This window comes from Mycolicibacterium sp. P4_G11, from assembly GCF_056555145.1.
This window is the reverse complement of the sequence record NZ_JBFUJW010000001.1, coordinates 713,253-736,067: the sequence shown is the minus strand read 5'-3', so window position 1 is coordinate 736,067 and position 22,815 is coordinate 713,253. Positions and strand designations below refer to the sequence as shown.

Annotated in this window: 17 protein-coding genes; 3 read left to right on the top strand and 14 right to left on the bottom strand. The window is 68.7% G+C overall.

What is annotated here, in order from left to right:
- Position 1: 1 nt before the first annotated feature.
- Genes AC1U2B_RS03640 through AC1U2B_RS03630 form a run of 3 tightly spaced genes read right to left on the bottom strand, consistent with a single transcriptional unit; the run spans position 2 to position 3,727 of the window.
- The gene (locus tag AC1U2B_RS03640) at positions 2-1,327 is read right to left on the bottom strand and encodes a replication-associated recombination protein A (protein ID WP_043392766.1); all 1,326 of its coding nucleotides are present in this window, start codon (positions 1,325-1,327) and stop codon (positions 2-4) included.
- A gap of 25 nt (positions 1,328-1,352) precedes the next feature.
- On the bottom strand, positions 1,353-2,693 hold the full coding sequence (locus tag AC1U2B_RS03635) for an oxygenase MpaB family protein (RefSeq protein WP_480215688.1): 1,341 nt from the start codon (positions 2,691-2,693) through the stop codon (positions 1,353-1,355).
- Positions 2,690-3,727: an oxygenase MpaB family protein gene (locus tag AC1U2B_RS03630; protein ID WP_480215687.1), complete on the bottom strand. Its 1,038-nt coding sequence runs from the start codon at positions 3,725-3,727 to the stop codon at positions 2,690-2,692. Before AC1U2B_RS03630 ends, AC1U2B_RS03635 begins: the two co-directional genes overlap by 4 nt.
- 112 nt (positions 3,728-3,839) lie before the next feature.
- Here AC1U2B_RS03630 and AC1U2B_RS03625 point away from each other — a divergent pair, with 112 nt between their 5' ends.
- Positions 3,840-4,463 (top strand): TetR/AcrR family transcriptional regulator, encoded by a 624-nt coding sequence (locus AC1U2B_RS03625; protein WP_260939154.1) that lies wholly within the window; start codon positions 3,840-3,842, stop codon positions 4,461-4,463.
- Positions 4,464-4,472: 9 nt separating this feature from the next.
- On the opposite strand, the gene AC1U2B_RS03620 is transcribed toward AC1U2B_RS03625, so the two are convergent.
- The 9 genes from AC1U2B_RS03620 to AC1U2B_RS03580 all read right to left on the bottom strand — a co-directional run bounded on the left by AC1U2B_RS03620 (position 4,473) and on the right by AC1U2B_RS03580 (position 16,591).
- The gene (locus AC1U2B_RS03620) at positions 4,473-5,309 is read right to left on the bottom strand and encodes a DUF3097 domain-containing protein (protein ID WP_480215686.1); all 837 of its coding nucleotides are present in this window, start codon (positions 5,307-5,309) and stop codon (positions 4,473-4,475) included.
- Positions 5,310-5,391: 82 nt separating this feature from the next.
- The gene (locus tag AC1U2B_RS03615; RefSeq protein ID WP_480215685.1) at positions 5,392-5,658 is read right to left on the bottom strand and encodes a DUF4333 domain-containing protein; all 267 of its coding nucleotides are present in this window, start codon (positions 5,656-5,658) and stop codon (positions 5,392-5,394) included.
- A 105-nt stretch (positions 5,659-5,763) separates the two neighbouring features.
- Positions 5,764-6,771, bottom strand: a complete 1,008-nt coding sequence (locus AC1U2B_RS03610; RefSeq protein WP_480215684.1) for a zinc-binding metallopeptidase family protein — start codon at positions 6,769-6,771, stop codon at positions 5,764-5,766.
- Positions 6,764-7,660: a transglutaminase family protein gene (locus AC1U2B_RS03605; RefSeq protein ID WP_480215683.1), complete on the bottom strand. Its 897-nt coding sequence runs from the start codon at positions 7,658-7,660 to the stop codon at positions 6,764-6,766. Before AC1U2B_RS03605 ends, AC1U2B_RS03610 begins: the two co-directional genes overlap by 8 nt.
- Complete coding sequence (locus AC1U2B_RS03600; RefSeq protein ID WP_480215682.1) at positions 7,657-10,344, bottom strand: circularly permuted type 2 ATP-grasp protein; 2,688 nt, start codon at positions 10,342-10,344, stop codon at positions 7,657-7,659. The genes AC1U2B_RS03605 and AC1U2B_RS03600 overlap by 4 nt, the downstream gene beginning before the upstream one ends.
- Positions 10,344-13,619: a transglutaminase family protein gene (locus AC1U2B_RS03595; RefSeq protein ID WP_480215681.1), complete on the bottom strand. Its 3,276-nt coding sequence runs from the start codon at positions 13,617-13,619 to the stop codon at positions 10,344-10,346. Before AC1U2B_RS03595 ends, AC1U2B_RS03600 begins: the two co-directional genes overlap by 1 nt.
- A 44-nt stretch (positions 13,620-13,663) precedes the next feature.
- A complete protein-coding gene (locus AC1U2B_RS03590) occupies positions 13,664-15,001 on the bottom strand; it encodes a hypothetical protein (RefSeq protein ID WP_480215680.1) in 1,338 nt (445 codons plus the stop codon).
- A 192-nt stretch (positions 15,002-15,193) separates the two neighbouring features.
- Positions 15,194-16,105: a DUF389 domain-containing protein gene (locus AC1U2B_RS03585; protein ID WP_480215679.1), complete on the bottom strand. Its 912-nt coding sequence runs from the start codon at positions 16,103-16,105 to the stop codon at positions 15,194-15,196.
- 9 nt (positions 16,106-16,114) lie between these two features.
- Positions 16,115-16,591, bottom strand: a complete 477-nt coding sequence (locus tag AC1U2B_RS03580; RefSeq protein ID WP_043392794.1) for a winged helix-turn-helix transcriptional regulator — start codon at positions 16,589-16,591, stop codon at positions 16,115-16,117.
- A gap of 96 nt (positions 16,592-16,687) precedes the next feature.
- Between AC1U2B_RS03580 and AC1U2B_RS03575 the strand changes: the two genes are divergently transcribed.
- On the top strand, positions 16,688-17,872 hold the full coding sequence (locus AC1U2B_RS03575; RefSeq protein ID WP_480215678.1) for a thiolase family protein: 1,185 nt from the start codon (positions 16,688-16,690) through the stop codon (positions 17,870-17,872).
- 66 nt (positions 17,873-17,938) lie between these two features.
- Here AC1U2B_RS03575 and AC1U2B_RS03570 read toward each other — a convergent pair whose 3' ends face one another.
- Entirely contained in the window at positions 17,939-18,400 is a 462-nt protein-coding gene (locus tag AC1U2B_RS03570; protein WP_480215677.1) for a nitroreductase family deazaflavin-dependent oxidoreductase, read from the bottom strand.
- Between the two features lie 78 nt (positions 18,401-18,478).
- Here AC1U2B_RS03570 and AC1U2B_RS03565 point away from each other — a divergent pair, with 78 nt between their 5' ends.
- Positions 18,479-21,016 (top strand): flavin-containing monooxygenase, encoded by a 2,538-nt coding sequence (locus tag AC1U2B_RS03565; protein WP_480215676.1) that lies wholly within the window; start codon positions 18,479-18,481, stop codon positions 21,014-21,016.
- Here AC1U2B_RS03565 and aspS read toward each other — a convergent pair.
- Positions 21,009-22,805 (bottom strand): aspartate--tRNA ligase, encoded by a 1,797-nt coding sequence (gene aspS / locus AC1U2B_RS03560; protein ID WP_480215675.1) that lies wholly within the window; start codon positions 22,803-22,805, stop codon positions 21,009-21,011. The two genes, AC1U2B_RS03565 and aspS, sit on opposite strands and share 8 nt — an antisense overlap.
- Positions 22,806-22,815 lie beyond the last annotated feature (10 nt).

Here is a 22,815-nt window from a genome sequence, read left to right as displayed (position 1 = left end):
ATCAACGACGCCGCCGGATGATGGCGCGCAGCTTCTCCAGTCGGCCGCCGATCTCCCGTTCCGCCCCGTGCGGGGTGGGCCGGTAGTAGTCGACGCCGACCAGCTCATCGGGCGGATACTGTTGCGCCGCAACACCACCCGGGTGGTCGTGTGCGTATTTGTAGCCTTGCGCGTGGCCGAGTGCGGCCGCACCGGCGTAGTGCCCGTCGCGCAGATGCGTCGGTACCTGACCGGCCTTGCCGGCCTTGATATCGGCCATCGCCGCCCCCAGGGCGACGGTCACGGCGTTGGACTTCGGCGCTGTCGCCAGGTGCACCGTCGCGTGGGCCAGCGTCAGCTGGGCCTCCGGTAGCCCGATGAGCTGCACGGTCTGCGCGGCAGCCACCGCCGTCGGCAGTGCGGTGGGATCGGCGATGCCGATGTCCTCGCTGGCCAGGATCATCAGCCGGCGGGCGATGAACCGCGGGTCCTCCCCCGCGGTCAGCATCCGCGCCAGGTAATGCAGTGCCGCGTCGACGTCGGAGCCGCGCACCGACTTGATGAACGCACTGACCACGTCGTAGTGCTGGTCGCCGTCGCGGTCGTAGCGCACCGCGGCCTGATCCAGCGATTGCTCGACAACCTCGACAGTGACGCGCTCTTCGCCCGCGGTTTCCGCCGCGACCTCCAGCGCCGTCAGGGCCCGCCGGGCATCCCCGGCGCTGAGCTTGACCAGCAGCTCCACCGCGTCGTCGTCGACATCCGCGCCGCCCAACCCGCGCGGGTCGGTGATCGCCCGCTCCACCACGGCCCGCACGGCGTCGGCGGTCAGCGGCTGCAGTTGCAGGATCAGCGACCGCGACAGCAGCGGCGCCACCACCGAGAACGACGGGTTCTCCGTGGTCGCCGCCACCAGCAGCACCACGCGGTTCTCGACCGCGGCCAGCAGCGCGTCCTGCTGGGTCTTGGAGAAGCGGTGCACCTCGTCGATGAACAGCACGGTCTGGCGGCCGTGGATGGCGGCGCGCCGGGCCTCGTCGATCACGGCGCGAACGTCCTTGACGCCCGCCGACAGCGCCGACAGCGCCTCGAACCGACGCCCCGTGGCCCCGGAGATCAGGGACGCCAGCGTGGTCTTGCCGGTACCGGGCGGCCCGTAGAGGATGACGCTGGCCGCGCCCGATCCCTCGACCAGCCGGCGCAGCGGCGACCCCGGTTTGAGCAGGTGATCCTGGCCGACGACCTCGTCGAGTCCGGCCGGCCGCATCCGCACGGCCAGCGGTGCGGCCACGACGGAACCGGACGCCGGCTCGGCATCGCCTCCTACATCGAACAGCCCGTCAGACACGGGTCCAGCGTGCCACGTCGCGAGTTCAGTGCATCGGACAACCACGCGGGACGTCGGGCGTGCGGTCGTGGTGCCGGTAGGGAGTGCCGGTGATCCCGCCGCGCCGGGCCAGCATCGTGGCGATCTGTACGTTGACGGCCCACCACGGATCGCTGTGGCGGGCCCGCAGCGCACGCCGCAGCCCGGCACCGGGAATGCGGTCCAGGACCATGCGGGACTTGACGCCGGCGTGCACAGCGACACCGGTCAGCGCTTTCCACGGCTGGATGGCGACATCGCGGTACGGCGTCGCCGACACCAGCGCACGTGCCAACGCATCACCGCTGTAGTAGGCGACCATCCCGACCACCGGCGCGACGGCGGCGCGAGCCAGCAGGCCGGGCAGGCCCGCGATGCCGCCGAGGCCGTCGGCCGCCGCCTGCGTCATCTGCGCGGTCCAGTCGGTCGGACCGCCGGCCGTGGAGATCATGTAGTCCGCCAACATGATTCCGTCCTGCGCGGTGGTGGGGATGATCTCCGGGGTGACCCCGAAGACGTACGCGATGTAGGCCCAGTAGCGCATGACGGCATCGAACTCGGCGACCGAGCGTCGTCTGCCGTGATTGTGGTCGGTCAGCATCGGCAGCAGGCCGAACGTCACCGCCGCACCCATGGTGGTGCTGGTCGAGATCGGGTTGCCGTGGACGCTGAAATGGTCATCGCCCCAAGACCTGCGCAGCCCCAGGCGGACCTGCGAATGCATGAGCCGGACGCGCACGGTCTCCTTGAACTCGGGGCTGTACCGGTCAATGAAGCCCGGCTTGGTCGCGTCGTGGAACCATTTGGCGGTTTCCAGGTTGCGCACCAGCGGAGCGGTGACGAAGCGCTTGGTGGCGCCGGTCGCCGACGACACCTCGGCGCCGACGAAGGTGCCGATCGCGTCCTGGATACCCATCCCGACCTTGCCTGCCAGCGAGCAGTCGATCCACAGCCGCCTACCGCGCTCCCACACCACCGGATCGTGCCAGTCCGGTGGATTGTCAAGGCTGGCAAACAAATCCACGAGTTCAGCCGGCGGGTCGTCGAGGCTGTCGATCCCGTGATCGAGCGCCTGCTCCAGCAATCGGCGGCCGCGCGCGACACTGATCACCCGGAACCGTTCCACCACCGCATCCATCAGCGGGTCGCCCTGCCAGTAGTGGTCGATGAACAGCTCCAGCAGGTCGCGTTGTGCGTCGGTCAGCGTTCCTGGCCGGAACTCGTCGAACACGGGCCGGTCCGCCCAGGCGGGGGCGCGACGCAGCCGCGGCGGCGCCGGCCGCATCGGCATGCCCGGCCGGTAGTAGTAGTCGTACGGGTGCAGGTCCTGCTGCGCCGGGATGGTCATGACGCGATCCGTTCGACCGGGCTGATGGATCGCACCCGTCGGTTGGCGGCTTCCACCTCGCGTATCTCACCGAGCATCCGCGGGGCATTGAGCAGCGTTCGAGCGAGTTGCCGATATCCATTGCGCACCAGTAGATTCGGCTGCTTGAAGCCGACCGCCTGCTGTACCGGTTCGGGCATCATGTCCATGATCACCCAGTACGCGAAGTCGTAGATCGGGCGCAGCGGCGTGATGCCGGGCGGGTTCAGCAGCTGAAGATATTTGATGTTGTCGGCGTTGAGCCCCACCTCGGCCGCCGACGGGGATTCGGTGAGCACGCGGCGGCATTCGGCTCGGGTCTGCGGCAGGTCCGTGCCACCCAAGGCCTCCCCGACCCGCGCGTAGTCGCGATAGAAGTCGTCCAGATCATTGCCGCGCAACGGCTTCGGGTGATACCGGCGGTGCGCTCCCGCCAGGCCGTCGACCACGCTGGCGTACGTCCACCGGAAGAACTCCGGTTCATCGGCGTCGTACGTTTTGCCGTCCGGCCGCGTCCCTTTGACCCGGTGGTGCATGGCCTTCACGGTCTGGCACAGCGACTCGGCGGTGTCGGTGGAGCCGTAGATGACCCCGGTGAAGAACGAAAAGGTATGTCCGGCACGGACGATGAGCCCGCTGCTGGAAAAGGTTCCGGACCGCACGCTGCCGTCGGGACGGCGTCCGACCAGCTTGGAGTGGTCATACACCGAGTACTGGATGTCCTGGTGCAGGATGTCGATCATCGCGGTGTTGACCATGCCGACGACCACCGACGGGGTGTGCGTGTGCACGTACCAGGCGGCACTGTCCGGGCCGAACCACCCCGGGTCGCCGGCCGGGCCGTCGAACCGCGCCTTTTTGAAGTACTCCGGCCGCTGGATCTCGAAGAACAGGTCCATGGGGTTGAGCAGCGCTGTCGGGCGCCTGCGCAGTTCGGCCCACACCGGCGACAGGTCGGGCACCGACCCGTCGTCGAGTGGCACCACCATGCGGATCAGGTCGTCGAGCAGCATCATGACTGGCCACCTCTCTGTGGCTGTGTTCGCCATCACATTCAGCCTAGAATCGAGCGGAACTCGTCTTCTACTCACTTTTTCTTCCATCAGGATGGGTTGAGAGGTTCGCTAAATGTCCAGTTCAGGCCGCAGTGTGCCGGTGCAGAAGCGCTCGCAGCAATCGATCAACGAGATTCTTGATTCGACAGCTCAGCTTTTGGACCGAGATGGTTATCACGCTGTGTCCACCAACCAGATCGCGAAGAACGCCCATGTGAGCATCGGCACCGTCTACCGGTACTTCGCCGACAAGGACGCGATCATCGTCGCGCTGCGGGCGCGCACCGAAGACGACATCATGCGCCGCTTGGTCGCGGCGCTCGCCGAAGGTCTGTCGCTGGACATGGTGACGGGCGCCCGCCATGTGCTCTCGGCACTGGTCGACGCCCTCGAAGACCACCGGGGCGTGATGGGCGCCGTGATCAACGACCTCCCGCTGGGCAGCCAGAGCAATGTGCTGCCCGGTATCGAGGAGCACCTGTATCACATTGCGCGCCTGGCGTTGTTGCACCATTACCCGCATCTCCCCGACACCGCGGTCGACGAGATCCTCTATCTCGGGATGGGCATGATGCTCCAACTCGCGCTGCGAATCGCCATCGACCGCCCTGCCGGGATGACGAAGGAGGCGCTGCTGGACCGGGCCGCCATGCTGGCCGTCAGCTCCAACTCGATCCTGATCTCACGGTCGGAGTGACCGCCCGGCTCAATCGGCGGGTGCGGTGACGAAGTCGATCAACTCCTCGACCCGTCCGATCAGCTGGGGTTCCAGGTCGTTCCAGTCCCGCACCCGGCCGCGGATCCGCTGCCACGCCTGGGCGATGTCGGCCTGGTCGGCGTGCGGCCAGCCGAGCGCGTCGCAGACCCCGTGCTTCCACTCGATGCCGCGCGGGATCACCGGCCACGCCTGCCGCCCGATGCGGGCGGGTTTGACGGCCTGCCAGATGTCGATGAACGGGTGGCCGACCACCAATGTGTGCTCGCCGCCGGGGCCGCGCCGCACCTGCTCGGCGATGCGCGCCTCCTTCGACCCGGACACCAGGTGGTCGACGAGCACGCCGAGGCGGCGGCCCGGCCCTGGTTCGAATTCGCGCACGATGGCGGCCAGATCGTCGACACCGCCGAGGTACTCGACCACGACGCCCTCGACCCGCAGGTCGTGGCCCCACACCTGCTCGACGAGTTCGGCGTCGTGGCGGCCTTCCACGTAGATTCGGCTGGCCAGCGCGGTGCGGGCGCGATGTCCTTGCACCGCAACCGAACCCGATGCGGTGCGGGTGGGGGCGGCGGGTGCGGTGCGCTTGGGCGCGGTGAGGATGACGGGATTGCCGTCGACCAGGTAGCCCGGACCGATCGGGAACGGCTTGCGGTAACCGTCGAAATCCTCGAGGACCATTCGGCCGTACTCGACCTGCACCACAGCGCCCACGAAGCCGGTCGTGGCGCACTCGACCACGAGCCCCTTCTCGGCGGGCTGCTCGGTCGAACGCTTCTTGGCGTTCGGGTTGCGGGCCAGCACATCGGATCCGTATCGGTCGCTCACAGGACCGATCCTAGAAACCCGCGCGGGCCAGATCTGGTTGCGCCACCCGCGTTTTCGTCACGGCCCGGTTACGAATGACGGGTTACGGGGCCTTCTCGACCTTGATGTCGCAGGTGATGCGCTCGCCGTCGACCTTGACGATCTTCATGTGCGCGACGTACTGCACCTTGCGCGGTCCGGTGAAGTGGCAGTCGAACTGGCCGCCCTTGGTGGCCTCCACGTCGGACGGGCACTTCACGTCGGTGGGCGTGAACTTGTTCTGGTCGGACACCAGTTTGACCACCTGCTTGGCGGCGTCGTCCGCTTTGACCGTGGTTTTCGAGCTACATGCAGCCGGCGAGAGGGCCACCAGACCCATTAGTACCGCTGCCCCCACCCTTACGCACATCATGGGCGCGATCGTGCTCTATCGCTGTGGGCCGCGTCAACGCGCCGCGCAGAACTGTGCCGGCGATCAGGCCGATTCGTTCACCGCCGCGTGGATGAACCGCATCTTCTCCAGTACCGCGGCCGGCAGCACGAACGGGTAGAGGTCGTCCTTGCCCATCGACCGGTTGACCATGTTCAACGCCCAGGCCAGCGGTAGCCAGAGCTCGATCAGCGTGTCAAATCCGCTGGGCCCCAGCACCCGCCGGTCGAAGGTGGCCCCGGCGGGCGCGAAACCGAAGGCCGCCGCGGTGTCGAGGGCATCACGGATGTGCAGATAGTGCGCGAACGTCTCGGCCCAGTCCTCGGCCGGATGCATGGTGGCGTAGGACGACACGTACTGCCGCTCCCAGCCGGTGGGCGCACCGTCGCGGTAGTGCCGGTCCAGCGCCGCCTGGTAGTCGCTGTCGGGGTCCCCGAACAACGCGGTGAAGCGTGCGCTCGCCTCTGCTGACGGCTGCACGAGCCGGTAGAAGTAGTAGTGCCCGATCTCATGACGGAAGTGGCCCAGCAGAGTTCGGTACGGCTCGGCCATGGCGACGCGCAGCTGTTCGCGGTGCACGTCGTCACCCTCGGCGAGGTCCAGGGTGATGATCCCGTTCTGATGCCCGGTGAGCACCGATTGGTGCTCGCTGGACAGCAGGTCGAAGCCGAGCCCGTCCATCGACAGGCCCAGTTCGGTCAGCTCCACGATCAGTCGGCGCTTGGCCTGCTCGGCATCGGCAAACGCCGACATGGCCTTGGTGTCATCGTCACCGGGACGGGTGCGGGTCAGCGCGCACGACACGCACAGTTGCGGCACCGGACTGACCCGAACCAGCCAATTGCATTCGGCCAGATGCAGATTCGCGCACAGCTGGTAGTCCGTCGAGGCCACCGAGCCGGCATGGTCGCTGTTACCCGTGCCGTCGGGGGGCGAGATCACCAGCAGCGCCATGTTCTCCAGCGAGAAGCCCAGTGCGCTGCCGCAGCCCAGGCATACCGAATTGTCGAACGCCAGCCGCTGACCGCAGTTGGGGCAGTTGAAGTCACGCATGCAGTGGGCCTCCGGCCAGCGGTGCGACGTCCACCGAAACGTCGATGACGCTGCGCTCGGAGTCGGTGTAGATGATGCCGCGCAGCGGCGGGACGTCGGCGTAGTCGCGGCCGAACCCGACCACGATGTAGCGCTCGTCGACCATCTGGTCGTTGGTCGGATCCAGCCCCAGCCACTGGTTCCCCGGTGTCCACACCGAGGCCCAGGCATGGGTGGCGTCGATGCCCACCATCCGTTCCTTGCCCGGCGGCGGATCGGTGGCCAGGTAGCCCGAAACATAGCTGGCGGCAAGGCCGTTCGCGCGCAGGCAGGCGATGGCCAGGCGGGCGAAGTCCTGGCACACCCCCTCGCGGGCAACCAGCACCTCCGCGACCCGGGTGGACACCGTCGTCGACCCGGACCGGTAGGTGAAGTCGGTGAAGATGCGCGAGTTCAGGTCGCGCAGTACCTCGATCAGCGGCCGCCCCGGAGCGAAACTCGGTGCGGCGTAATCCTTTACCGCCTCGGTGATCTCGGCGGATTTCAGATCCAGCACGAACTCGGCCGCCAGCGCCCCGTCGGGCCCGGCCGGGCGGGCGTGCTCCCACGGCGCCACGGCAGCCCCTGCCCCATACCACTCGACCGGCGGCGGGTCGACCTCCACGATGCTGCGCCCGGTCACGATGAGTTCGTGATGTGGTTCTGTCACATGAAAATACGAGCTGATGTTGCCGTAGGCGTCCCGACTGGTGGAGCGGTCGGCCGGCTCGGGATCGATGTTCAACCGATACGACTGGCAACGCTGCTGATCACTGTCGCGTGGGGTCAGAAACCCGCGGCCGTACGAGCTGGTGACGACGTCGGAGTAGCGGTACCGCGTGCGATGGGTGATCTGGTATTCGCGGGTCATGGCATCTGCCGCCGTTCGTCAGGACCCCACAGCGGCTGCATGCCGCTCGGGAGGGCCAGGTGCGCGGCCCGGATCAGCTCGGACAACTCCCGCAGATCGGCGTGCATACCGTCGAGGAGCTCGGCCAGTTCGGCGCGCCGCCCCTCCTCGGTGACGTGCTCCAGGTCGGCCGGATCCTGACGTCGCAGGCGGGCGGCGATCTCGTCGATCATGCGTTCCGGGCGGGTGGACCCGGTCGAGGACGGCAGTGCCCGCAGGTCGGCGCGCAACCGCTCGAACTGGAAGGCCAGCGACCGCGGGTTCTCCTCGTCGAACAACACCAGGTCGGCGATGGCGGCCACGCTCACCTGTCCCAGCATGCGCCTGCGGTACATCACCGCCGATTCGCACACCACGAGCACCGACTCGCTGACGGTCCGCTCGGTCTCGACGCTGTGGCCGGTGGTGAGGGTGGCCCGCAGCAGCGCCGTCAAGCCGAGGCCGCGCTCGATGCGCTTGCCGATGTCCATCATGGTCCAGCCCACGTCGCGGACCATGGATTCGGCCGCCACGCCGGACAGGGCCAGCATCCCGGCCAGGGTCTGGCTGGGCGCGGTGGACAGGTACGCCTCGCCCTTGGTCTTCGAATTCGGGGGCGACAGTGTCGTGCCCTGGCGCTGCCGCGCTCGGTCGGATGGCTGCAGCACCGCACGTTCGACGGCGGCCAGCACCATCCAGGTGTCGTTCGACATCTGGTCGCGGACCGCGCGCGCGGCCAGGCCCAGCCGTTCGACGGATTGCGCCAGCGAACCCGGGCGGTGCCGGTCGGCGGTGAGCGCCCACAAGGTCGTCGGCGTGATGGCCAGCTGTTCGGCGTAGTCGCCGTCGGCTCCGGTGTCGGTGCCGGTGATCTGGCCGAGTGCGGTCAGCAGTATCGGCACGCAGTCACTGCCGGCGAGGTCTCGCCGGTAACGGAATTCGTGGTAGCGCTCCCGGGTGACGGTGAGCAGTCGCGCCGTGAACTCGGCGCGTTCGGCGTACCGGCCCAGCCAGAACAGGTCGGAGAGCACCCGGGGCGAGCTTACCGCGCGCGTCGGGCTCGGAGTCATACCCGGTAGGTCGACCGGCTGCGCCTGCACCACCGCGGCCCGGTCGGGCGAACGCACCCAGACATCCTTGGCCGCAATGGTTTCCATGCCGTACGCGGCGTGTCCCCGCGCCAGCACGTAACCCAGCCCGCCGATCATGGGCGCGTAGCCGCCGCGCTGGGCGACGGTGAACAGCCGCATCCCGACGCTGCCCGCGGACAATCCACTGGGCAGCAGGTCCATCGGCGCCGTGGAGAACTCGGGCAGTTCCTGGCCCATCCACTGTGACGGGGCGGCGGTGATCCGGGCCGCCAGCTCGGACCGCTTGGCCGCGGACAGCGCTGGGCCGACGATCGCCGGGCCGCCGTTCACCGGCCGGATCAGCAGGGTGGACATCTTGCTCAACAGATGCGAGCGCTCGGCGTCGATACCGCCCCAGAAACATCGGGCGCTCGGCAGTTCCGGGGTCTCGCCGGTGAGCAGCTCGGCCAGTTCCGGCAGGAATCGGGTGATGCCCGGGCTTTCGAGGATGCCACTGCCGAGCGTGTTCACCACGGTCACCGCCCCGCGGCGCAGTACCTCGACGAGTCCGACCACGCCGAGCCGGGAGTCCGGGCGCAGATCCAACGGATCGGCATACTCGGCGTCCACGCGGCGCAGTACGACGTCGACCCGCTTGAGGGTGCCGAGCGAGCGCATCCAGAGCTTGCCGTCGCGCACCACGAGGTCGGCGCTCTCCACCAGCGGGAAGCCCAACACGCTGGCCAGGTAGGCCTGGTCGAAGGCCGTCTCGGAATGACTGCCGGGGCTGAGCACGACCACCACCGGTTCCCGCGCGGCCTCTGGCGCGGCATCGATCAGCGCCAGCCGCAATGCCTGGGACCACGGCGACGCCGGACGCGGGGCCACCTTCTCGTACAGCTCGGGCACCGCGTGCGCGACGACCCGACGGTCGGCCAGGGCGTACCCGGCCCCGGAGGGCGCCTGGGTCCAGTCGGCGTTCACTGCGAAGCCACCGTCGCGATGGCGGCTGACGTCGCAGCCATGCAGGAACAGCTGGTGCCGGCCCGGCACCGCGATACCGCGGGCCGCACGCACGTAACCGGGATGGCCGTACAACAACTCCGGCGGCAGCACGCCGGAGGTGATGGAGCGGCGGGCCCCGTACAGGTCGGTCAGTACCGCGTCGAGCAGCCGGGAACGTTGCACCAGTCCGGATTCGAGGGTGGACCAGTCTGCCGCGGACAACACCAAGGGCAGGGCGTCGAGCTGCCAGGTGTCCACCACCGGCGTGCCGTCGACATCGATGACGGCCGCGCCATCCCGGTCTACCTGCACGTAGCTGATGCCGTCGTTGTCGACGAGTTCCCGCACGACCCCGCGCAGCTGATCGAGGCCGGTCCGACCGCGGTCCCGAACGCAGTCGGTCAGCTCCTGCCAGGCCGGCCGGATCGCGCCCGACTCGTCGACCAGCTCGTCGTAGCCCGCACTGGCGGCCAGGTCACGGACGTCGAACAAGGGCTCCTGGGCGCGGTCGGCCCGATACCCGGCCAGTGGGTCGCCGACGGGCGCCGCATCCTCGGCCAGGGCTGGGGAACTGTGTGTACGGAGAACCATTACCGCAGAACGGTACGCACCCGGCGCAGATCGAGGATGCCCGACGCTCCGCCATCGGTGGATTGGCGGGCCTGCTTCTCCCGAAGATCGGCCAGATCGACCGTGCCGGGGGTGAAGCCGATGGCCTCGAAACGCCGGCTGCGCCGGGACTCGGCCTCGACGGCGTTGACGGGCGGGGTGTCGTACGCGCGCCCGCCCGGGTGCGAGACGTGGTAGGTGCAGCCGCCTTTCGAGAATCCGGTGAACCCGTCGACCAGTTCGAAGCGCAGCGGGCCGTCGACGGTGATGGTGGGGTGCAGCGCGCTCGGTGGCTGCCAGGCCCGGTACCGGACCCCGCCGACCTGGACGTCGGGGTTGTCGGTGGCCAGCAGCGGGACGGGGTGGCCGTTCACCGTGACGAGGTGGCGGTGCCGGTCGGCGCCGATCACCCGGACCTGCAGCCGCTCCACCGAGGAGTCGACGTAGCGGGCAGTCCCGGTGCCGGTGGATTCCTCACCGAGCGTGTTCCACGGTTCGATGGCCCCGCGCAGCTCCAGCTCGACGCCGCCCGCGATCACGCTGCCGATCCGGGGAAAACGGAATTCGGTGAACGGGTCCAGCCAGCTGGTGTCGAACGCGATGCCGTGCGCCCGCAGGTCGGCGGCCACTTCGGCGATGTCTTGAACAATGAAGTGCGGCAACAGGTATCGGCCGTGCAGGTTCTCGCCGTGCCGGATCAACGGGGCCCGCAGCGGCTCGTCCCAGAACCAGGCGACCAGCGACCGCACCAGCAGCGACTGCACCATGGCCATCTGGAAATGCGGCGGCATCTCAAAACCACGCAGCTCCAGCAGGCCCAGGCGACCGCGCGCGCTGTCCGGGCTGTAGAGCTTGTCGATGCAGAACTCGGCGCGGTGCGTGTTGCCGGTGATGTCGGTGAGCAGGTGCCGGAGGGCGCGGTCGGTGACCCAGGCGCGGTTTTCGCCGTCATCGGCAACCCGCGCGATCTCGGCGAACGCGATCTCCAGCTCGTACAGCGCCTCGATCCGACCCTCGTCGACCCGCGGCGCTTGCGACGTCGTTCCGATGAACCGGCCGGAGAACAGGTAGGACAGCGCCGGGTGGCGTTGCCAGTACGTCAGCATCGACACCAGCAGGTCGGGCCGGCGCAGGAGCGGTGAGTCGGCGGGCGTGATGCCGCCGAGGGTGATGTGGTTGCCACCGCCGGTACCGCCGTGGGTGCCGTCGACGTCGAAACCCTCGGTGCCGAGGCGGGCCTGCCGGGCGGCCTCGTACAGGGTCTCCAGTTGTGCGGCCTGTTCGGCGAAGGTGGCCGTGGGTGCCACGTTGACCTCGATGACACCCGGGTCGGGGGTGACGGTCATCTGCTCCAGTCGCGGGTCGGACGGTGGCCCGTATCCCTCGATCACGACGGGGACGCCGAGCTGGGCGGCGGCCTGCTCGATGCGGCCGATCAGGTCGGTGAAGTCGTCGAATGTCGTTGTGGGCGGCAGGAATACGTACAGCAGACCGTCGCGCACCTCGGCCACCAGCGCGGTGGGTGGTGCGCCGTCGGCGCTGACCACCGCGGCGGGCCGGTTCGGGACCGTGGCGCTCTCCCCCGCCAGCGGGTCGGCGTCCGGGACCGGCTGCGGCGGATGCCAGCTGATCGAGCTCAGCGGCAACCGCAGCCCGGCCGGCGAATCGCCCGCGGTCAGCACCAGCCGACCGCGGCGCAGTTGCCAGTCGGCGGACACCCAGCCGGTGTCGTCGTCTCGGCGATGCAGCGGCAGGACGTGGGCGGCAGGTTCGGTCACCGCGGCATCGAGCTTGTCCACCAGGGCTTTCCGCTGTGACGCAGCGTCGTCGGTCAGGTCCTCGGTGACCGGATCACCATCCGGCCGGCGCACGGCATCGGCCAGCCGGGCGAGCGCATCCTCGTACGCCGGACGCACCTGACTGTCCGGCAACCCGAGCCCGGCGGCGATCTCGGTGAGCAGCCGGCGGTCCACATCCGGCGCCGCCGTGTGGGTTTCCCCGGACCACGGGTCGGCCAGCAACGCCGGGTCGGTCCACAGCGGTGTCCCGTCGGTGCGCCACATGAGACCGATCTGCCAGCGCGGCAACGGTTCTCCCGGATACCACTTGCCCTGGCTCCGGTGCACCAGCCCGTCCGGGGCCCACGCCTCCTTGAGCTGCGCGGTGAGCGCGGAGGCGAGCGTGCGCTTGTGCGGTCCGTCGGCGGCCGTTGTCCATTCCGCGTCCGTCTGGTTGTCGATCGAGACGAAGGTGGGTTCGCCGCCGACGGTCAGCCGCACGTCGCGCTCGGCCATCCGTTTGTCGATGACCGCGCCGAGGGCCCGGATCGACTCCCAGGCCGATGCGGTGTACGGCAGGGTCACCCGCGGGTCCTCGTGCACCCTGGTCACCACATTGACGAAGTCCAGGGTGGTTTCGCACGGTTCGACAGCCCCGGTGATCGGCGCGGCCGACTCCGGATGCGGGGTGGCCGACAGCGGGATGTGGCCCTCGCCGGCCAGCAGGCCCGACGTCGGGTCCAGGCCGACCCAGCCGGCACCCGGGATGTACACCTCGGTCCAGGCGTGTAGGTCGGTGAAGTCGGCGACCGGTCCCGACGGCCCGTCCAGCGCCTCGATGTCGGCGCTCAGCTGCACCAGATAGCCGGACACGAAGCGGGCCGCGAAGCCCATCCGCCGCAGGATCGCCACCAGGAGCCAGGCGGAATCCCGACAGGACCCGATGCCGGTGCGCAGGGTGAAATCCGGTGCCTGGACGCCAGGTTCGAGCCGGACGCTGTAGCCGACGTCGGCATTGACCGCCCGGTTGAGCGCTACCAGGAAGTCGATGGTGCCCGTCCCCGGCACCACCTCGAAGTCTCGGACCCAGGCCTCCGTCAACTCGTCGGCGTCGTCGACCGGGCGCAGGTAGGGCTTGAGATCCTCGAGCAGGTTGTCCGGATACGTGAACGGGACGGTTTCGGCCCATTCCTCGATGAAGAAGTCGAAGGGGTTGATGACCTTGAGGTCGGCGATCAGTCCGACGGTGATGCTCAGGCTGGTGGCGCGGCTCGGAAAGACCAAGCGCCCCACGAAGTTACCGAAGGCATCCTGTTGCCAGTTGATGAAGTGATCGGCCGGTTCGACCTGCAGCGAGTACGCCTCGATCGGGGTGCGCGAGTGCGGGGCCGGGCGCAACCGCACCACGTGCGGGTACACCTTGACGAGTCTGTCGAACGTGTAGCTGGTGCGATGCTCCAGCGCCACCTTTATTGCCATAGCCGATCCCACCACAACAACTGGCGGGTCGCAGGATGGAGAAGCTACGTGAGCTCCACCGCGAGGTCGAAGTCACAGAACGCTTCCTTGACCGCTTGCATGAGTTGGTCACGGGTGTTCTCCGAGCCGACCTCCCAGGACGCCACCGATATCCACACCGCGCCTGCCATCGTGCCGGCGGCCAGCATGAGACGCCCGTCCATGCGGTCCAGGTCGGAGCCGGTGACCCCGGGCTCGGGCGAGCGCGACATGAAGTAGTCCGCGGGTGTGCCGTCCGGGCAGTTGACCGCTTCAGGGAGCACACCGACGTTGGACGAGCCGATCGGTTTGCCGATCCGCATCACCATCTTCTCCAGGCGGCGCACCAGGAATTTTGGGGTGTACGGCGTCAGCGGCAGCGGCGCCATCAGCAGGTCCCGCTTCGCGGTCATCTCGGCGAACGCGACCTTGACATCGCCCCGGAGTCCACCGAGGTCGGCCGCCACGTGCTCCGGATCGACGGTCACCGTGATGGCATTCAGCGCGTTGCCGCGGGTGTCACCTTCCACCCGCTCACTGACCGGGATCGACAACAGCACCTTGCCGTCGGTGTCGACACGGCCGATGTGGGCGCCGATGCGGCTCGCGATCCCGGCAAGCAAGACATTGCTGCTCCCACCAAGTGCGCGGGCCCGGTCGTCCCATTCCCCCTGGTCGACGCGCGCCGCGACCGTCGGCAGATGCACCGGCCGCTCCGACCGAACACCGAGCGACACCGGCGCTGCCTTGGCCGATGCGGCGAGATCGGCCGACTCTGCACGCGCCAGCTGGGCCGCGCCGACGACGGCAGCCGGTATCTCCGCGATGGCGCGCGCCAAGATGCGCAGGTCCTGCCCGAGCGCCTGCTTGCGAGTGCGGGACCGTGCCGCGGGATAGCGCAGGTCGCGGCCGGTGCCTGCGACGGCGTGAGTGATCGACTCGATCAGCGCGCCGGCGTCGGCCACGGTGTGCGACACCACGAGCGAGACGATGGAACCGCCGCCAACCAGCGGCTGGACTCCGAGATGCCACGGCGGTCCGTGCTCCGGGTCCACCTCGATGTCGGCACGCTCGTCGGCGAACTCCCACATCGCGTCGCGGGCGCGTTCCGTGGTGGCGATGTCGATGCCGGTCGGCGGGCTGGACACCCAGTGGTGACGGCCCAGTGGTACCGATGATCGTTCGACGCGTCTGCCCAGCAGCCCGTCCGCCAAGTTGCGCTGGAAGCGCCGCAGTCCGTCCAGGTCAACGCCCCGCTCGTAGATCCAGACGTACTGGATCACGGGACCACGCCCGAGCGCCCGCCGCGCGAGGTAGGACGCCTGGTCCATGTAGGCCAGCGTGCTGTCAGCCGGATCTTTCATAGCGCGCGGAGGCCTTTCTGGCGAAGGTGCCGCTGCGGCACTTAGTGTGGCAGCCGCCGGTACTGTAGCGCCTCTGGCAAATTCTCAGGCCGAAATCTACCGAGCCGGACGGACCGGCTTGATTCCGAATACGTGCGGCGGAACTGGTACCCCGCTGCGCACCGGAACCGGCGGGCCGCAGGGCGGGGAAAGCTAGCTGCGGCGGGCCCGGTTGTATCCGGCGAGCACCAGCACCGCCGCGATCACGATGCCGATCATGTTGACCGCCAGCTGCCCGGCCGATGCCAACGCCACATCCCAGTCGCCCGTGGTGGCCGCCACGACGGCCATGCCCGCGGCCGGAACTGTCGTCACCGAGATGAAAACCCCAACCAGTGCAGCCGATTTCGACGTCACCAGGGACAGCATCCCGGCAGCTCCGGCCAACAGCGCCACGACGAACGAGAACGGTCCGACCTGGAAGATGAAGTCGACGTTCTGCAGTTCATGGATGCTGCGTACCGCCACCCAGCCCAGTGCTTCGAATCCGAGCGTGGCCAGTGCTGTGACGAGCATCGCCGCCGGGAATCCGACGAGCAAGGCCAGCGCCGCGCGCTTCGCCAGATAGCCCTTCCGCCGGACCACCGCGACCGCCAGGGCGGCCAGCGGCCCGAATTCGGGACCCACGACCATGGCGCCGACCACGGTGATGGCCGAGTCGGTGAGTACGCCGACCGCGGCCAGCAGGCAGGCGATGCAGAGGAACGCCATATAGGAGATGCCGAGGCTGCTCTGCTCGCGGGTGCGCAGCACCAGTTCGTCCCAGACGACGGCGTCTTCGCCGTCGCCGTCGATCTCGTCCTCGGCGCGGTAGGCGGCGGTCGACAGCACTGTGTCGAGCGCCTCCATCGTGATGGCGCCGTCCTGGTCGATGCCGAGCGACCGCAGCCCGCTGATCAGTCCGTCTGCGGCGTCGCGGGCGATGTCGGCGGTGATGACGTCACCTCGCGGATCGATCGCCGCTCCGGGGTGGGCCACCACGTTGGCGATGCCGCCACGGTGCCGATAGAGGTTGAGCACCGATTCGGTGAGCTCCGGCGGGGTGATCACACGTAGATGCAGCACGGCCGAAGACTACCGACCGCGGCGACGGGCCAGCTTCATTCCGAGTTCGTCCGGCGGGACCTCGTGTCCTGCCGCGCACCGGATCTCCACGGTGGCGTCGGCGCCGCACCCGAGGTGGGTGAGCCGCAGGCCGGTGTCCCCCAGGTGGTGCCGGCCCCATTCGAACATCGCCCACACCACCGGCATGAAGTCGGTGCCTGCCGGGGTCAGCACGTATTCGTCGCGGCTGCGCTGGCCGGGCTCCTGGTACGGCTGTTTGGTCAGCAGGCCGGCCTCGACGAGTTCGGCCAGCCGGGCCGACGTGGCCGCCTTCGTGATACCGACCCGCCGCGCAAAGTCGTCGAAACGCGTTGTGCCGTAATAGGCCTCGCGCATGAGCAGCATGGCGGACTTGGTGCCGACCAACGACATCGTCTTCTCGATGGCGCACTGACCGACGGCCGACCACTTGTCACGTTCGGCGAGGACACCCTGTAGCGCTGTCATGCGAATCACTCTACCGCTGGGTTGCTCTTGCCATACTCAGGTGTTAGATCTGAGTATAGGAAGCAGTACTCAGCGTGGAGTTACAGGAGGATTCTCATGTCGGGTTACACAGACCGCGACGCCGTGATCGTGGCCGCGGTACGCACGCCGGTCGGCAAGGGCAAGGCCAATGGCGCGCTGCACGACGTCCTGCCCGCCGACCTGCTGGCCCACAGCCTGCGGTCCGTGGTGGCACGTACCGGCATCGACCCGGTCCTGGTGGACGACGTCATCGCGGGTGCCGTCACGCAGGCCGGTGACCAGGCCGCCAACATCGCCCGAAACGCCTTGCTGGGAGCCGGTTTCCCCGAGAGCGTCCCCGGCACCACCGTCGACCGCCAGTGCGGCAGTTCGCAGCAGGCCATCTCGTTTGCCGCGCAGGGCGTGCTGGCCGGCTCGTACGATGCGGTGATCGCCGCCGGCGTCGAGTCGATGTCCCGCGTCCCGATGGGCGCCGGAGTCCTGCCGGGCAGCAACCCGTTCGGCGCCGGCCTGGCCGAGCGCTACCCCGACGGCCTTGTCCCCCAAGGCATCAGCGCCGAACTGATCGCCGCACGCTGGAACCTGTCCCGCACCCAGTTGGACGAGTTCTCGGCCGCCAGTCACGAGAAGGCCGCCCGCGCTGCCAAGGACGGATTGTTCGACAACGAACTCGTGCCGGTGGCGGGGCTGGCCGCCGACGAGATCATCCGGCCGGGCACCTCCGTCGAAACCCTGTCCGGGCTGAGGCCGGCGTTCTACAGCGACGCCTACGCCGCGCGCTTCCCCCAAATCCGTTGGGAGATCACGCCGGGCAACTCGTCGCCGCTGTCCGATGGCAGCGCGGCGGTCATGATCACCAGCGGCGCCTTCGCCCGTAGCCACGGCCTGCAGCCGCTGGCCCGCATCCACACCATGACCGCGGTCGGCTCCGACCCGCTGTACATGCTCACCGGCGTCATCCCGGCCACCGAGAAGGTGCTGGCCCGCTCCGGGCTGTCGCTGTCGGACATCGACCTGTTCGAGGTGAACGAGGCGTTCGCGCCGGTGGTGCTGGCATGGGCTGCCGATACCGGAGCCGACTTGGCCAAGACGAACGTCAACGGCGGCGCCATCGCCATCGGCCACCCGCTCGGCGCCAGCGGCGCCCGCATCATGAGCACCCTGGTCAACGCCCTCGATCAACGCGGCGGACGCTACGGCCTGCAGGTGATGTGCGAAGGCGGCGGCATGGCGAACGCCACCATCATCGAGCGGTTGTAAGACCTCCTGAATGACGCAGCCCCGGCAGTCCGTCCCCCTGTCCTGCCGGGGCTGCGGCCAGGACGCTCAGGCGCGAACGAGCTCGAACAGTGGGATGACGCGTGACGTCTTCGCCTGGTAGTCGGCGAAGACGGGGGCCACGGCCGTGATCAACGGATACGTGGCCTCACGCTCGTCGTCTGGCAGTTCGCGGGCCACGACGTCATAGGTTTCTATCTTCCCCGTCGCTTCGCTCGCCCCGTCGGTACCGATCTCGATGCGGGCGCCGGGGTTGGCGCGCAGGTTGTGTACCCAGTCGGGATGGGTGTCGGCGCCAGCTTTCGAGCCGACGATGAGGATCTTGCCGTCGACCGGCAGGTAGGCCAGCGGCGACAGCCGCGGCTGGCCCGACTTGGCACCGGTGGTGTGCAACAGCAGCAGGTTGCCGCCCTCGAACTGGCCACCCACCTTGCCGCCGTTGGCGCGGAACTCGTCGACGATGCCGGCATTGAAGGCGTGGAAGGACGCAGCGTCCGTGAATTCGGTCATGACTGACCCAACCTCGTGAACTGACCCAAATGTTCCCGTTCCTCCGCGATACTTGTCTGATATTTGACGGAGGTGCCAATGACGCCAGAAGTCGACGCCGTCGTGGTCGGAGCCGGATTCGCCGGCTTGTACCTGATCCATGAACTTCGCGAGCGCGGCTTCTCGGTTCGCGTCTTCGAGGCGGCCGACGACATCGGCGGCACCTGGTACTGGAATCGGTACCCCGGCGCGCGGGTCGACATCCCCAGCCTCGACTACATGTTCAGCTTCGACCCGGACTGGCAGCGGGACTGGAAGTGGTCGGAGAAGTACGCGACCCAGCCGGAAATCCTGCGCTACCTCAATCACGTCGCCGACAAGTTCGACCTGCGTCGCGACATCACGCTGGGCACCAAGGTCACCAGCGCCCATTGGGACGACGGCACCTGGCGGGTGCGAACCGACCAGGGCGACGACGTCACCTGCCGTCACCTCGTGATGGCCACCGGATGCCTGTCGATCCCCAAGGAACCCGACATCGCGGGCATCGAAACCTTCACGGGCGAAACGTATTACACCAACCGCTGGCCCCACGAACCCGTCCACTTCGCCGGCAAGCGGGTCGGGGTGATCGGCACCGGATCGTCGGGCATCCAGTCGATTCCGCTGATCGCCGCGCAGGCCGCGCGGCTGACGGTCTTCCAGCGCACGCCGTGTTTCTCCATCCCGGCGCACAACGGCCCGGTGTCGGCGGAGAAGCAGGCCGCACTGGCCGACGAACCCGCCTACCGCGCCGCCGCGCGCGCGTCGTTCGGCGGGGTGCCGCAGGAGCGCACGCTGATCCCGACGTTCGCGGTGCCCGAGGCCTACCGCGAGCAGCGCTACGAACGCGCCTGGCAGATCGGCGAGCTGCTGGAAACGCTCAACATGTTCTCGGACCTGATGAGCAACCCGGCCGCCAACGAGTCGTTCGCCGACTTCGTCCGGGGCAAAATCCGCGCCGCGGTGCGCGATCCACACACCGCAGAACTGTTGTGTCCCAACGATTATCCGGTGGGCGCAAAGCGCCTCTGCCTCGACACCGACTACTACGCCACCTTCAACCAATCCCATGTGCGCCTGGTCGACCTGCGGACCCAGCCACTTGTCGGCGTCACCGAGACCGGCGTCGAGACCGTCGGCGAATCCTTCGACTTCGACGCGCTGGTGCTCGCCACCGGGTTCGATGCCATCACCGGCGCGGTGGCGGCCATCGACATCGTCGGCCGCGACGGACTCGCACTGAAAACCAAATGGGCACAAGGGCCGTCGACCTACCTCGGCCTCACCACGGCAGGGTTTCCGAACCTGTTCCTGATCACCGGACCCGGTAGTCCGTCGGTGCTGTCCAACATGGCGGTGTCCATCGAGCAGCACGTCGAGCTCGTCGCCGACACATTGGCGTACCTGCGTGCGCACGGCTTCGACACCATCGAAGCGACTCCGACCGCCGAGGCCGGCTGGATGCAGCACGTCGCCGATGCCGGCGCCATCACCATGTTCCCGCAAGCGAATTCGTGGTACGTCGGCGCGAACATCCCGGGCAAGCCGCGGGTTTTCATGCCCTACGCGGCGGGTGTCGACTTCTACGCCGCCGCCTGCGCCGACGTCGTCGGCCAGGACTACCTGGGCTTCCACCTGACCGGGCCGGCCGGTACGCAATGCCACGACGGCGTGGTCAGGCGGTTGCAGCCCGATGTCCAGCTGGTGCTGGAGATGGTCGCGGCGATGAATCCGCCTCCACTGGAATCACTTCCGGTCGAGCTGGCCCGGGCCGCGATGGTCGAGGCGAACAGCACCCGGCCGCCGGGACCGGAGGTGGGTGAGGTCCTCGACGGCGGATTTCCCGGGGCGGCAGGCGAACTCGACTACCGGCTGTACCGGCCGGCGAGCCCCGGACCGCACCCGGTGATCGTCTACTTCCACGGCGGCGGCTGGGTGCTGGGCGACGCCACGTCCGACGACCCGCTGTGCCGCGATCTGTGCGTCCGCACCGACGCGCTGGTCATCTCGATGAATTACCGGCACGCGCCGGAACATCCGTTCCCCGCGGCCGTCGACGACGGCATCGCCGCGCTGCGGTGGGTCGCCGACCAGGCCGCCGCGCTCGGCGGCCTGCCCGACCAGTTGGCGGTGGCCGGATGGAGCGCGGGCGGCAACATCGCCGCGGTGGTGTGCCAGTGGGCCCGCGACCATGGCGGCCCGCGCATCCGCGGGCAGCTGCTGCTCACCCCGGTGACCGACGCGCAGCCCTACCCGTCATACGTGGAGAACGCCGACGGCTACGGACTCACCACACCACTCATGCAGTGGTTCGCCGCGCTGTACGACGGCCCCGCCGACGATCCGCGACGGGCCCCGCTGCGCGGCGACCTCACCGGCCTGCCACCGGCAATGGTGGTGACCTGCGAATTCGATCCGCTGCGCGACGAAGGCAACGCGTACGCCGCCGCACTGGCCGCGGCGGGTGTGCCCACCGAGCACGTCCAGGCCCGCGGCCACACGCACCTGTCGACGACGATGGTCGACCTCGTCGTGTCCGGAGCCCCCATCCGCGCCCAGATGGCCGCGGCGTTGCGGGGGTTCCTGACTACTTAGCCTCGGCCTTCTGAGCCTCGGCCTTCTTGGCCTCAGGCTTGAAGTCGATGCCCGACTCCTTGCGCTGCTGCGCGGTGATCGGCGCCGGGGCGTCGGTCAGCGGGTCGACGCCGCCGCCGGACTTCGGGAACGCGATGACGTCGCGGATCGAGTCCACCCCGGCCAGCAGCGCCGTGATGCGGTCCCAGCCGAAGGCCAGGCCGCCGTGCGGCGGTGCGCCAAAGGTGAAGGCGTCCAACAGGAATCCGAACTTGTCCTGCGCCTCGGCTTCGTCGATGCCCATCATCGCGAACACCCGCTCCTGGACGTCGCGGCGATGGATACGGATCGAGCCGCCGCCGATCTCGTTGCCGTTGCAGACGATGTCGTAGGCGTCGGCCATGGCCGCGCCCGGGTCGGTGTCGAAGGTGCCGATCGAGTCGGGCTGCGGCGCGGTGAACGCGTGGTGCACGGCGGTCCACGCGCCGGAGCCGACAGCGACGTCGCCCGATGCGGTGGCCGCGTCTGCGGATTCGAACAGCGGCCAGTCGACCACCCAGGTGAAGGCCCAGGCGTCGGGGTCGATCAGGTCGAGGCGCTTGGCGATCTCGATGCGCGTCGCGCCCAGCAGGGCACGGGCGCCCTTGGCCGGACCGGCCGCGAAGAAGATGCAGTCACCGACCTTCGCGCCGACCTGCTCGGCCAGACCGGCACGCTCGGCGTCGGTGAGGTTCTTGGCCACCGGGCCACCCAGCTCGCCGTCCTCGCCCACGAGCACGTAGGCCAGGCCCTTGTGACCGCGCTGCTTGGCGAACTCCTGCCAGCCGTCCAGCGTGCGGCGCGGCTGCGACGCACCGCCCGGCATGACGACCGCACCCACGTACGGCGCCTGGAACACCCGGAACGGGGTGTCCTTGAAGTAGTCGGTGCACTCGACGAGCTCGACGGCGAAGCGCAGGTCCGGCTTGTCCGAGCCGAACCGGCGCATGGCCTCTTCGTAGCTGATGCGCGGCAACGGCAGCGGCAGGTCGACGTCGATCAGCTGCCACAGCGCCGCCAGCACCTCTTCGGCCACGCCCATCACGTCATCGGCGTTGACGAAGCTCATCTCGAGGTCCAGCTGGGTGAACTCCGGCTGGCGGTCGGCGCGGAAATCCTCGTCGCGGTAGCAGCGGGCGATCTGGTAGTAGCGCTCCATGCCGGCGACCATGAGCAGCTGCTTGAACAGCTGCGGGCTCTGCGGCAGCGCGTAGAACGAGCCGGGCTGCAGGCGGGCGGGCACCAGGAAGTCGCGGGCACCTTCGGGGGTCGAGCGGGTCATCGTCGGGGTCTCGATCTCGACGAAGTCGTGCTTGTCCAGCACACCGCGGGCCGCCGCGTTGACCTTGGAGCGCAACCGAATTGCGTTGCCCGGGCCTTCGCGGCGCAGGTCGAGGTAACGGTACTTCAGGCGGGCTTCCTCGCCTGGGGTCTCGTCGAGCTGGAACGGCAGCGGGGCACTTTCGGACAGCACCTCGAGCGTCGTCGCGTTGACCTCGATGTCGCCCGTCGCGATGTCCTTGTTGGCGTTGCCGTCGGGCCGCACCTCGACGATGCCGGTGACCAGAACACAGAACTCGGCGCGCAGCCGGTGCGCCTGCTCGAGCACCGCGGCGTCACGGAACACCACCTGGGAGACCCCGGACGCGTCGCGCAGGTCGATGAAGATGACGCCGCCGTGGTCGCGCCGGCGCGCCACCCATCCAGCCAGGGTCACCGTCTGACCGGCGTCGGTGGATCGCAACGAACCGGCGGCGTGACTGCGCAACACGAATATCTCC